This is a genomic window from Brenneria izbisi (genome assembly GCF_025840185.1).
Taxonomy (GTDB): domain Bacteria; phylum Pseudomonadota; class Gammaproteobacteria; order Enterobacterales; family Enterobacteriaceae; genus Brenneria; species Brenneria izbisi.
In genome coordinates, this window is the sequence record NZ_JAMPJU010000006.1 from 85,709 (window position 1) to 98,820 (window position 13,112).

The 13,112-nt window shown below is 53.9% G+C and carries 6 protein-coding genes and 2 pseudogenes; 5 read left to right on the forward strand and 3 right to left on the reverse strand.

Annotation, left to right across the window (positions count from 1 at the left end; genetic code table 11):
- Positions 1-50 precede the first annotated feature (50 nt).
- Genes glgB through glgP form a run of 5 tightly spaced genes read left to right on the forward strand, consistent with a single transcriptional unit; the run spans position 51 to position 9,483 of the window.
- The gene (gene glgB / locus NC856_RS09890) at positions 51-2,228 is read left to right on the forward strand and encodes a 1,4-alpha-glucan branching enzyme (RefSeq protein WP_264090267.1); all 2,178 of its coding nucleotides are present in this window, start codon (positions 51-53) and stop codon (positions 2,226-2,228) included.
- Complete coding sequence (glgX, locus tag NC856_RS09895; RefSeq protein ID WP_264090268.1) at positions 2,229-4,268, forward strand: glycogen debranching protein GlgX; 2,040 nt, start codon at positions 2,229-2,231, stop codon at positions 4,266-4,268.
- On the forward strand, positions 4,258-5,535 hold the full coding sequence (glgC, locus tag NC856_RS09900; protein ID WP_264090269.1) for a glucose-1-phosphate adenylyltransferase: 1,278 nt from the start codon (positions 4,258-4,260) through the stop codon (positions 5,533-5,535). Before glgX ends, glgC begins: the two co-directional genes overlap by 11 nt.
- A gap of 44 nt (positions 5,536-5,579) precedes the next feature.
- Complete coding sequence (gene glgA / locus NC856_RS09905; RefSeq protein WP_264090270.1) at positions 5,580-7,013, forward strand: glycogen synthase GlgA; 1,434 nt, start codon at positions 5,580-5,582, stop codon at positions 7,011-7,013.
- A gap of 22 nt (positions 7,014-7,035) precedes the next feature.
- Positions 7,036-9,483 carry a glycogen phosphorylase gene (gene glgP / locus NC856_RS09910; protein ID WP_264090271.1) on the forward strand — a complete coding sequence of 816 codons (2,448 nt, stop codon included), beginning with the start codon at positions 7,036-7,038 and terminating at the stop codon, positions 9,481-9,483.
- A gap of 123 nt (positions 9,484-9,606) precedes the next feature.
- On the opposite strand, the pseudogene NC856_RS09915 reads toward glgP, so the two are convergent.
- From NC856_RS09915 to glpD, 3 genes and pseudogenes are all read right to left on the reverse strand, one after another.
- A pseudogene (locus tag NC856_RS09915) lies at positions 9,607-10,443 on the reverse strand (aldehyde ferredoxin oxidoreductase N-terminal domain-containing protein); the annotation flags it as partial.
- Positions 10,444-10,550: 107 nt separating this feature from the next.
- Positions 10,551-10,744: pseudogene (locus NC856_RS09920) on the reverse strand (ferredoxin-like protein); the annotation flags it as partial.
- A gap of 671 nt (positions 10,745-11,415) precedes the next feature.
- On the reverse strand, positions 11,416-12,915 hold the full coding sequence (glpD, locus tag NC856_RS09925; protein WP_264090272.1) for a glycerol-3-phosphate dehydrogenase: 1,500 nt from the start codon (positions 12,913-12,915) through the stop codon (positions 11,416-11,418).
- Positions 12,916-13,112: the final 197 nt, after the last annotated feature.

The following is a 13,112-nucleotide window of genomic DNA, read 5'->3' on the forward strand; positions in this document are numbered from 1 at the left end:
GTCTATAACATATTTATTTAATTCAAGTGGTTAATCAGAGGATGAATACCATGCCAGAGCTTTCTGATGTGATTAACGCACTTATTGCCGGACATTATGCCGACCCTTTTTCACTGCTGGGAATGCATCAAACCGATAAAGGTATAGCGGTCAGAGCATTATTACCTGATGCTCAGACGGTATGGGTGATAGACGCGACTAACGGGAAAAAAGTTGTTGAATTAGAAAAGATTGATGCGCGTGGTTTTTTTTGCGGCCTGTTGCCGCGCAGAAAAAAACTCTTTCATTACCAACTTGCCGTCACCTGGCGGCAGGAAACTTGGGTGATAGAAGATCCCTACCGTTTTGGCCCGCTATTGCAGGATTTGGATATCTGGTTGCTGGCTGAGGGCACGCACTTACGTCCTTATGAGCGTTTAGGCGCTCATCTGGAAACGCTGGATGGGGTGGAAGGCACGCGTTTTGCGGTGTGGGCGCCCAATGCGCGGCGGGTGTCGGTCGTCGGGCCGTTCAATTTCTGGGATGGACGTCGTCATCCCATGCGGTTGCGCAAAGAGAACGGCATCTGGGAACTGTTTCTGCCCGCGGTCGCTCAGGGGCAACTGTATAAATATGAAGTGGTTGACTGTCATGGCAATGTGCAACTGAAAGCCGATCCATATGCATTTGAAGCGCAAATGCGTCCCGATAACGCCTCTTTGATTACGCCGTTGCCGGAAAAGGTGCCGGTGAGCGACGCGCGCCGTCAGGCGAACGGCTTGCAGTCGCCGATTTCCATCTATGAGGTGCATCTTGGTTCCTGGCGGCGGCATACGGATAACAATTTCTGGCTCAGCTATCAGGAACTGGCAACGCAGTTGATTGCCTACGTCAAAGAGATGGGCTTTACCCATATCGAATTGATGCCAGTCAATGAACATCCCTTTGACGGCAGTTGGGGCTATCAACCGCTCGGCCTTTACGCGCCCACCCGCCGCTTTGGTACGCCGCAGGAATTCAGGCGATTTATCGACGCGTTTCATGAGGCGGGCATCAATGTGCTGCTGGATTGGGTGCCGGGCCATTTCCCCGGCGATGAATATGGTTTGGCGCGGTTCGACGGTACGGCGTTGTACGAATACGCCGATCCGCGCGAAGGCTATCATCAGGATTGGAACACCCTGATTTATAACTACGGACGGCATGAGGTACGCAACTATCTGGCAGGCAACGCCTTGTTCTGGATGGAGCGCTACGGCATCGATGGAATGCGGGTGGACGCGGTGGCGTCGATGATTTACCGCGACTACAGCCGGAACGAAGGAGAGTGGGTGCCGAACCACTACGGCGGCAACGAGAACCTCGAAGCGATTGCGTTTCTGCGTTACACCAACCAGATGTTGGGTCATGCCTATTCCAGCGCGGTGACGATCGCCGAAGAATCCACCGATTATCCGGGGGTGACATTGCCGCCTGACTGCAACGGTCTAGGGTTTCACTACAAATGGAATATGGGCTGGATGCACGACACGCTGACTTATATGCAGCTTGATCCGATTCACCGTAAATATCACCACGACCTGCTGACGTTCGGCATGTTGTACGCCTATAGCGAGAATTTTGTCCTGCCGCTCTCTCATGACGAAGTGGTGCATGGCAAGCGATCGCTGTTGGATCGGATGCCCGGCGATGCCTGGCAGAAGTTCGCCAACCTGCGCGCTTACTACGGCTTTATGTGGGCTTATCCCGGTAAAAAACTACTGTTTATGGGCTGTGAGTTCGCCCAGGGTCGTGAATGGAATTATGACGCCAGTCTGGACTGGCATTTGCTGGATGAACCGGAAGGCTGGCATCGCGGCGTTCAGTTGTTGGTGCGTGATCTCAACCACTGCTACCGCCAGCAGTCGCCGCTCTATCAGCTTGATTTTCAATTATCAGGATTTGAATGGCTGGTGGTGGATGACCGGGAAAACTCGGTTTTCGCTTTTGTGCGGCGGGATGAACAAGGCAATGAGGTGCTGGTGATCAGCAACTTTACGCCGGTGCCGCGTTACGGTTATCGCATCGGAATCAACCAACCTGGCCGCTGGCGCGAAATCATCAACACCGATTCAGGTTACTACCGTGGCGGTAATCTGGGCAACGAAGGGCCAGTGGAGAGCGAGAATATCGCCAGCCACCAACGTCCGCAGTCATTGGTGCTGACGATCCCGCCTCTGGCGACGCTGTATCTGGTGTTGGAGGCGTAAATGACGGTATTGCAAGCGGGCGCCGCCCATCCGCTGGGCGCAAGTTTTGACGGTGAAGGGGTCAATTTCGCGCTGTTTTCGGCGCAGGCCGAACGAGTCGAGTTGTGTTTGTTTGATGAGCGGCAACAGGAGCAGCGGTTGGAACTGACGCAGCGCAGCGGAGATATCTGGCATGGCTATCTTCCCGGCGCGCAGCCGGGGCTGCGTTACGGCTTCCGGGTGACGGGGCCGTTCGCGCCAGATCAGGGGATGCGTTTCAACCCTCACAAACTGTTGCTTGATCCCTGCGCCCGCTTGCTGGACGGCTGGGTGGTCGATGACGATTGTCTGCATGGCGGGTTCGATCAGCCCGATGAGCGTGACAGCGCCGACGTGATGGCGAAATGTGTCGTTATCGCGCAGGACTACGACTGGCAGGACGACCGTTATCCGCAGACGCCGTGGCGTCAGACGGTGATTTATGAGGCGCATGTGCGCGGGTTGACGCAATTGCACCCGGAGATTCCCGAAGCCCTGCGCGGCAGTTACGCGGCGCTCGGCCACCCGGTCCTGATCGACTATCTGACCACGCTGGGCGTGACCGCGCTGGAGCTATTGCCGGTGCAGCAACACGCGGATGAGCCCAGGCTACAGCAGATGGGGTTGCGTAACTATTGGGGTTACAACGTATTGTTGCCGTTCGCGGTGGATAATAGTCTGGCGGCCGGTGAAGATGCGCTGAATGAATTTCGGGATGCGGTTAAAGCGCTGCATAAAGCGGGTATCGAAGTCATTTTGGATGTGGTGTTCAATCACAGCGCCGAACTGGATGTGGCGGGACCGACGCTTTCCCTGCGCGGGATTGATAATCGCAGCTATTACTGGCTGACCGAACAGGGCGACTACCATAACTGGACGGGGTGCGGCAACGTGCTGCGCCTCAATCATCCCGCGGTCATGGAGTGGGTGATGGAGTGTCTGCGTTTCTGGCGCGAAGTCTGCCACGTCGACGGCTTTCGTTTCGATTTGGCGACGGTGCTTGGGCGCACGCCTGATTTTACCGCCGCCGCGCCGTTATTGACCGCCATGATCAATGACCGCCGTCTGCAAGGGTGCAAGCTGATTGCCGAGCCGTGGGATATTGGCGACGGCGGCTATCAACTGGGACGGTTTCCCGCGCCGTTCGCCGAATGGAGCGATCGTTATCGTGACGATATGCGGCGTTTCTGGCTGCATGGCGACGTGTCCCTCGGCGGGTTCGCCCGCCGTTTCGCCGCTTCCAGCGATATCTTCCGGCACCATGAACGCCTGCCTTATGCCTCGATCAATAAACTGACTGCGCACGACGGTTTTACGCTGCGCGATCTGGTCTGTTTTAACCACAAGCACAATGAGGCGAACGGTGAAGACAATCGGGACGGCGCCGACAGTAATTTCAGCCATAACCACGGCACGGAGGGGCTGGAGGCGGACGCGCAAACGCAGCAGCGCCGTTACGTCAGTCAGCGCGCCTTGCTGACGACGCTGCTGTTGTCACAGGGAACGCCGATGCTGCTGGCGGGCGATGAACACGGTCACACTCAACAGGGCAACAACAATGCCTATTGTCAGGATAACGAACTGACCTGGCTGCATTGGGATGAGGCCGACAGCACGCTGTGCCGCTTTACCGCCGCGCTGATCCATTTACGCCGCGCCATACCCGCGCTGACGCAGGAACAATGGTGGCAGGAAGGCGATGGCGCGGTGCGCTGGCTTAACGCGCAAGGTCAGCCACTGACGCCTGAGCAATGGGAACACGGGGAGCATCGGTTACAGATTGTGCTTTCTGAAAACTGGCTATTGCTGATTAACGCCAGTGAACAGGCGGGGACGTTTACCCTGCCAGCCGGGGAGTGGCGGCTTGCTTCCCCGTTCGATGAACCCCTGCCATTTAGCGAACCAGGTGAAACAGCATCCCTTCTTGATTCAGGCATATGGCAAGGGGATGCACGGATGGTATGCGTCCTGATAAAAACCTCTGACATAACGGACCAGAAGGAGAATAGTCATGGTGATTAATGACCGACATGATCCGCTGATGCTGGCGAGGCAATTACCACTGAAGTCCGTGGCGCTGATCCTTGCTGGCGGTAGGGGAACGCGTTTGAAAGATCTCACGGCGTTACGGGCCAAGCCTGCCGTTCATTTCGGCGGCAAATTTCGGATTATCGATTTCGCCTTGTCCAACTGTCTGAATTCAGGCATCCGGCGCATCGGCGTGATCACGCAATATCAATCCCACACGCTGGTGCAGCATATTCAGCGCGGCTGGTCGTTCCTGAATGTGGAAATGAACGAGTTTATCGACCTGTTGCCTGCCCAGCAGCGTAATGCCACCGAGCACTGGTATCGCGGTACGGCTGATGCGGTCTGCCAGAATCTGGACATCATCCGTCGTTATCAGGCGGATTATGTGGTGATACTGGCGGGCGACCATATCTACAAGATGGATTATTCGCGCATGCTGATCGACCACGTCGAAAAAGAGGCGCAATGCACCGTGGCCTGCCTGCCGGTGCCGCTGAAGGAAGCCAGCGCCTTTGGCGTGATGAGCGTGGATGAGCAGCACCACATCCTCGATTTCGCGGAAAAACCGGCGAATCCCGTCCCGATGCCGGATAACCCGGATATGGCGCTGGCGAGCATGGGGATCTACGTTTTTAATGCGGACTACCTTTATCGCCTGCTGGAAGAAGATCGCAACGAAACCGAATCCAACCATGATTTTGGCCAGGATCTGATCCCGAAAATTGTCGGGCAGCGTTCGGCCTGGGCGCATCCTTTTACGCTCTCCTGCGTTACGTCGAGCGAGGGCGGGCGTCCCTACTGGCGGGATGTCGGCACGCTGGAGGCTTACTGGCAGGCGAATCTCGATTTGGCTTCCGTGACGCCGGAACTGGACATGTACGATCGTAACTGGCCGATCCGTTCGGCGATTGAGTCATTGCCGCCGGCAAAATTCGTTCAGGACCATTCCGGCAGTCACGGGATGACCATGAACTCGCTGGTTTCAGGCGGCTGCATTGTTTCCGGTTCAGTGGTGACGCATTCGGTGCTGTTCCCCCGCGTGCGGGTCAATTCATTTTGTGGCATTGATTCAACGGTGATCCTGCCGGATGTCACCATCGGGCGTTCCTGTCGTTTGCGCCGCTGCGTCATCGACCGCGCTTGCCAACTCCCGGATGGCACGGTTGTCGGCGAGAACGCGGATGAGGACAGCCGCCGTTTTTATCGTTCGCCGGAAGGGATTGTACTGGTGACGAGGGCGATGCTGGAAAAACGTTAATTATCATCATGATAAAATATTCATCGCAACAAACAGGAGTAATGATGCGGGTATTACACGTTTGTTCGGAGCTATTTCCATTATTGAAAACCGGCGGACTGGCTGATGTCACCGGGGCGTTGCCAGCGGCGCAGATTGCCGCGGGAATGGATGTCCGGGTGCTGTTGCCAGCGTTTCCCGATCTGAAAAAAGGGATTGCGAATACCCAGGTGGTGTGCGAACTGGACACGTTTGCCGGGCGAGTCACGTTGCTGTTCGGTCATTTTAACGGGGTCGACATTTATCTGATTGATGCGCCGGGTTTGTATGCCCGTGCGGGCAGCCCTTATCATGACCCGGCGCTATATGCCTATGCGGATAACTACTTACGCTTTGCGTTGCTGGGGTGGGTGGGCTGCGAGTTGGCCTGCGGGCTCGATCATTACTGGCGCCCGGATGTCGTACACGCCCATGACTGGCATGCGGGGTTGACCTGCGCTTATCTGGCGGCGCGCCAGCGTCCGGCAAAATCGGTATTTACCGTGCACAATCTGGCCTATCAGGGGCTGTTTAACGCCCATCATATGGCGGAGATCCAGCTTCCGCCGTCATTCTTCCAGATTTATGGCCTGGAGTTCCACGGACAGATTTCCTATCTCAAAGCGGGGCTGTTTTACGCTGATCATGTCACCACCGTCAGCCCGACTTATGCGCATGAAATCACGCTGCCGGCTTATGGCTACGGCATGGAAGGCTTATTGCGAACCCGTGAAGAGGAAGGGCGGTTGTCCGGCATTCTCAACGGGGTGGACGATGCGATCTGGAACCCCGCGCATGATCATTTATTAACCAGCCACTACAATCGTGATGTGTTGGCCAATAAAGCGGAGAACAAACGGCACCTGCAAACATCGATGGGACTGAAAATCGATGATAAGGCGCCGGTGTTTGCCATCGTCAGCCGTCTGACCAGCCAGAAAGGGCTGGATATCGCCTTGAGCGCCGTACCGGATTTGCTGGAACAAGGCGGACAACTGGTGGTGTTGGGCGCGGGAGATGCCGATTTGCAGGAGGGATTTCTGGCCGCCGCCGCGAAGCATAATGGTCAGGTCGGCGTACAGATTGGTTATCACGAGGCGTTCTCGCACCGCATTATCGGCGGAGCGGATGTCATTATGGTGCCCAGCAGGTTTGAGCCTTGCGGGTTAACGCAGCTTTACGGATTGAAATACGGAACCTTGCCGTTAGTACGTTGCACTGGCGGGTTGGCTGATACTGTCTCGGACTGTTCGCTGGAAAATCTGGCGGACGGGTTGGCAAGTGGCTTTGTGTTTAATGACTGTAATGTGGGTTCGCTCTCCAGAGCGATTCGTCGTGTGTTTGTACTGTGGTCGCGTCCATCGCTGTGGCGTTATGTCCAACGTCAGGCGATGGCGATGGATTTCAGCTGGCAGGTAGCTGCTCAGGCCTATCGTGCGCTGTATCAACGCTTGTGGTGACACTCTCTTGGGAATGAATACTATGAACTCTCCATTTCTCTATACTTCACCAACGCTCAGCGTGGAAGCGCTGAAGCATTCTATTGCTTACAAACTCATGTTTGCCGTGGGTAAAGATCCGTCCATCGCCACCCAGCGTGACTGGCTGAACGCCACGCTGCTGGCGGTGCGTGACCGCATGGTGGAGCGGTGGCTGCGTTCCAATCGGGCGCAGCTTTCGCAGGATGTCCGTCAGGTTTACTACCTCTCTATGGAGTTTTTGCTGGGACGAACGCTGTCCAATGCGTTACTGGCGATGGGATTGTACGACGATCTGAAGGCCGCGCTGGATGATATGGGATTGGAATTGGACGATTTGTTGCAGGAAGAGACCGATCCCGGTTTGGGCAACGGTGGTTTGGGCCGACTGGCCGCCTGTTTTCTGGATTCGCTGGCGACTATGGCATTGCCGGGGCGCGGCTACGGTATTCGTTATGAATACGGCATGTTCAAGCAGAACATTGTGGACGGGCGACAGGCCGAATCGCCGGATTATTGGCTGGAATACGGCAATGCGTGGGAGTTTCCGCGTCACAGCACGCGTTATAAAGTCCGTTTCGGCGGACGCGTGCAGTTGGAAGGGAGCAAAGCCCGCTGGCTGGAAACCGAAGAGGTGGTGGCATGCGCATACGATCAGATCATTCCCGGTTTTGATACGGATGCGACCAATACGCTGCGGCTGTGGTCAGCGCAAGCCAGTAATGAAATCAATCTGGGTAAATTCAATCAGGGGGATTACTTCGCGGCGGTGGAAGATAAAAACCACTCGGAGAACGTGTCGCGCGTCTTGTATCCCGACGATTCAACCTATTCCGGGCGTGAGTTGCGTCTGCGACAGGAGTATTTTCTGGTTTCCGCGACAGTGCAGGACATTCTCAACCGTCACTGGATGATGCACAAAACCTACGATAATCTGGCGGAAAAATTTGCCATCCACCTGAACGATACCCACCCGGTGCTGGCTATCCCTGAGTTGATGCGGTTGCTGATCGACGAACATAAATTCAAGTGGCAGGACGCATGGGCAGTGGCGAGCAGCGTCTTCTCCTATACCAACCATACGTTGATGCAGGAAGCGCTGGAAACCTGGCCGGTGGATATGCTGGGCAAGATCCTGCCGCGTCATCTGCAATTGATTTTCGAGATTAACGAAAACTTTCTGGAATATGTGCAGCAGCAGGTCCCAGGGGATAATGACCTCCTGGCCCGCGTCTCCATCATTGAGGAAACCAATGGGCGCCGGGTTCGTATGGCTTGGCTGGCGGTGGTGGCCAGTCACAAGGTGAATGGCGTATCGGAACTGCATTCGGATCTGATGGTGCAGTCGCTGTTTGCCGATTTCGCCAAACTTTTCCCCAATCGCTTCTGCAACAAGACCAATGGCGTGACGCCGCGTCGCTGGCTGGCGCTGGCAAACCGTCCGCTGTCCAGGCTGCTGGATGATACCATCGGACACAACTGGCGCACCGATTTGAGCCTGTTGAGCGAACTTAAGCAGCATATTGATTACCCTGCCTTTATTCAAAAAATCCGCCAGGTCAAACTGGAGAACAAAGCGCGTCTGGCGAGTTATATCGCCGAAAACCTGAACATTGTGGTGGACCCTGAAGCGCTGTTCGATGTACAGATCAAACGTATTCATGAATACAAACGACAGTTACTCAACGTGTTGCACATCATCACGCTGTATAACCGCATCAAGGATGATCCCGACGTCGAGCGTGTGCCGCGCGTGGCGATTTTCGCCGGGAAAGCGGCCTCCGCGTATTACATGGCGAAACACATTATCAATTTGATCAATGATGTCGCAACGCTGGTCAATAACGATCCGGCGCTGCACGATCGGCTGAAAGTGGTGTTTATCCCGAACTATGGCGTGAGTCTGGCGCAGATCATTATTCCGGCGGCGGATCTTTCCGAGCAGATCTCGCTGGCGGGAACCGAGGCGTCCGGTACCAGCAACATGAAGTTTGCGTTAAACGGCGCGCTGACCATCGGTACGCTGGATGGCGCCAATGTAGAAATGCTGGAACACGTCGGCGACGAAAATATGTTCATCTTCGGCAACACGGCGGATGAAGTGGAGGAACTGCGCAAAAACGGCTATAACCCGCGCCAGTTCTACGATAATGATGAAGAGTTGCACCGGGTGTTAACGCAGATTGCGACGGGATTATTCAGCCCGGACGATCCCAGACGTTACAGCGATCTGTTTGATTCACTGGTGAACTTTGGCGATTACTATCAACTGCTGGCCGACTATCGCAGCTATGTCGATACGCAGGATCGGGTGGATGAGCTTTATCGCAACGAAGAAGAGTGGGCGCGCTGCACGGCGTATAATATCGCCAATATGGGCTATTTTTCTTCCGATCGCACTATCGCTGAATACGCGCAGGAAATCTGGAATATCAAGCCGATACGGTTATAGCGGCCCCGTTCCGCCAAAGCCGTAAGGTTATTTCCGCGCACCCAATAGCGCTGAACTTATCGACATCATTATCGGCAAATCTGTGAGTAACGAGCGGCCTGTGCAGGCCGGTCGTTACTTACAGGCTTCCAGCCGATCCCAACGAATGGAAGCAGACTCATCCGCGGGGAGCACGTGTTTGAACACATCATGTGAATAACAGTACACAAAATCGCGTTGTAGCTGAGCGTAGTTACACCACAACCCCATATCGTCAAATACGTTTAATGCGACAAAATTGGCGATGACCTTACCCTCGCCTTTTTCCTCAAAATCTTTGGGGCCGTGCGGGAACAGCGAGCTATGCGCGGTTTGGGCGACACAGGTATTCCGCCAGTGGTCGGAACGCCGTATTCGCTGGCTTGCGGAACTTTCAACTGCGCAGAGCAGCGGATGGGGCAGGCGTGGCATCCGCCCATTTTCACCGTGTATTTTTCTCCGGCTGGGCCGATAGCGGCGACGCACGCTTCAACATTGGCGGCCCGGCAAATTTCCTCGGTGGTGGCGCGGGTGCCTTTTCCCCACAGGACAGCGGCGTTTTCAATGCTGACCGTGTCGTCCTGAATATTAATCCATACCGGTTTGGCGGCTTTGCCCTCGATAATAATCGCGTTGTAACCCGCGTATTTCATATAAGCGGCGAAAAATCCGCCCATATGCGCATCGACAACCAAATTACCGCGGGTAAACGTGGAGAGTGAGGTGATATTAACGCGCGAGCTACAGGGCGCGCCGGCACCGGTTAAGGGGCCGACGGCGAAGATGATTTTATTGGCTTCATCAAAAGGTTTGGTTCCCGGCGCCACTTCGTCATACATAATTTTATAACCAAAACCCATACCGCCAATAAACGCTTTATATTTACTGGAGTCTTCTTTGGTATTTGGTAATAGCGCCGGAGCTTAAGTTGATGCGTAATATATTACCCGTTCAACCGTTAATCATCATTTATTTTCCTGAGTGTGAAGCATCTTCTGGATAAAGAAAAAGCAGCGACGGCGGATCACGCCGTAATCTCTTTCAGCGGGCCTTTTTGTTACCAGAACGCCTTTTGGGGGGGAAGTCCGACGCTTCCGCTATTAATTTCCTTCTGGTCACATCTCAGTAAAGACAACAATGCCGGCGCAATGGTTATTCCCGCCAGACCTTTGCCTGAAACACGCAGGAACTCCAATCTTGTTAATCGCAGATCCAGTAAAGGACGTTCAACCTGATTAGGCATTTAATGCTCATCTCCCGCAAAATGAGTAGGGAAGTACGCCCATAGCAAAATGGGTAAAGACAAGTACGATAGAAAATAAGTGGCAGCCAGTGTTAAAATCGTTATAGAAAAAATAAATAATGGTGATGTTATTCTCAGTGATTATGTTTACCAATGCTATTGGTTAGCACTCTATTAACTATATTTATAGTGTGATTAATGTGCCTTTTATTCTGTGATTGGCATCTTAGGGATTATTATTTTGAGTATTTTTGTTGGTATTGATTTTTATTCGCTATATTTATTATTCTGACTTTTAATCCACTTAAAGGGTAAATAATAAAATATCACCAGTAGCGTGAAATAAGACCAATGACCGTTGATCATGACGATTATTTTCAAAGGCGAGGTTGCAGGCTAAAAAGAGAGGTAAATAATCTATTTTTTGATTTATTACGGAATGGCAGAATATAAAAGAGATGAAGAAAATGATTTAAATATTAATTCAGCGGCATATTGCCGGTTAAATAAGGATAGACGGCATAGCGCGGGCAAGCCGAACAGAGACGCGGGGGATCTTTCTGATACGAAAATGTTACTTCCAGGTAGCGGTTCGTTTTTTTGAGCGGTATCGCCGCCGTGAGGCCCGCGCTCATCGCGGGCCTTAAAACATCGGCTGACTACCGGCAGAGTTAGCTGACGCGGGCTGCCTGATGGCGGTAGGTATCCAGCCACGCGCTGACGCGCTGTTTCTGCTCTTCACTCAGCAGCATGCCCAGTTTGGTTCGCCGCCAGATGACATCATCCAGGGAAATGGCCCACTCTTTCTCCGCCAGATAACGCAATTCCGCTTCATACAGGTCATGACCGAAGTTTTCCCCCAAATCGCCGAGCCCTTTGGCGTTAGCCAGGATCAATTCGCTGTTGGCACCGTATGTGCGGCTATAGCGTCGCGCCAGCGCTTCCGGCACGTTAAAGCGACGGCGCAGCGCGGCGGCGTAATCGTCACGCGTACCGGCGATATCCCCGCCGGGCAACACCGCATTCTGGGTCCAGGCTTTGCCCGCTTGCGGATAATATTTTTGCAACTTGTCCAGCGCATGTTCCGCCAGCTTGCGATAGGTGGTCAATTTGCCGCCAAACACGGAAAGCAGAGGCGCCTGACCGTTGTCATCGTCTACTGACAGCGTGTAATCGCGAGTGATGGCCTGTGGAGAATCCGATTCATCATCACATAGCGGACGCACGCCGGAATAGGTCCAGACGATATCTTCACGGGCTAGCGGTTTCCTGAAGTGATCGTTATACACATCCAGCAGATAGCTGATTTCGTTATCATCGATCTCTACGTTATGCGGATCGCCATGATATTCCACATCGGTAGTGCCGATGATCGAGAACGCATCCTGCCACGGGATGACAAACACGATACGGTGATCTTTATTTTGCAGAATATAAGCCTGAGGCTGGGCGTGGACTCTTGGCACCACAATGTGGCTGCCTTTGATAAGGCGAATACCATAGGGTGATTTCAACTGTAAACCATCGTCGAAGAATTGTTTCACCCAGGGACCGGTGGCGTTGACCAGTCCTTTAGCGCGCCAGGTGAATGTCTCACCGCTGAGCGAGTCAACGGCTTGCACCACCCACAGACCTTGCTCGCGGCGTGCGCTAACCACCTTCGTGCGGGTGCGCACTTCGCCGCCGCGTTTTACGACTTCCTGCGCATTCAGCACCACCAGCCGCGCATCGTCCACCCAGCAGTCCGAATACTCGAAACCGCGCGTCAGTTCGGGTTTCAGCACCGAGTCCGCACCGAATTTTAATCCCTTGCTGGCGGGCAGACTGACCCGCTTACCAATATTGTCATACATAAAAAGACCGATGCGGATCATCCAGGCCGGACGCAGATGCGGCTGGTGCGGGAGACGAAAGCGCATCGGGAAGATGATGTGAGGCGCCATTCTGAGCAGCGTTTCACGTTCGGACAGCGCCTCGCTGACCAGCCGGAATTCATAGTGTTCAAGGTAGCGCAAACCGCCATGAATCAATTTAGAACTGGCGGAAGAAGTCGCGCTGGCCAGATCCTGCGCTTCCAGCAGCAGAACAGATAATCCACGCCCGGCGGCATCCGCGGCGATGCCCGCACCGTTAATCCCGCCGCCGATCACAATCAGATCTTGGGTTTCCACGTTTCTTCCTCCACCGTAAAAATAAATTAAATGCTCGTTTTCGAGCATATTCTAATCGAAAACAAACAATTCAGCCAATGCTTAACCAAATAAAAACATTTATGCGTGATGTAGATAACAATTTTGCGAAGGGTATCTTTGCAAGGATTGTCGATAACAGAAGAAAGTGTGTTAGCGCCGTGCCGTCATCAGTCAAA

What these genes read in the sequence shown, in the direction of transcription:
- glgB (WP_264090267.1), top strand. Translation starts at nt 51, where the DNA reads ATGCCAGAGCTTTCTGATGTGATTAACGCACTTATTGCCGGACATTAT.
- glgP (WP_264090271.1), top strand. Translation starts at nt 7,036, where the DNA reads ATGAACTCTCCATTTCTCTATACTTCACCAACGCTCAGCGTGGAAGCG.
- glgA (WP_264090270.1), top strand. Translation starts at nt 5,580, where the DNA reads ATGCGGGTATTACACGTTTGTTCGGAGCTATTTCCATTATTGAAAACC.
- glgX (WP_264090268.1), top strand. Translation starts at nt 2,229, where the DNA reads ATGACGGTATTGCAAGCGGGCGCCGCCCATCCGCTGGGCGCAAGTTTT.
- glgC (WP_264090269.1), top strand. Translation starts at nt 4,258, where the DNA reads ATGGTGATTAATGACCGACATGATCCGCTGATGCTGGCGAGGCAATTA.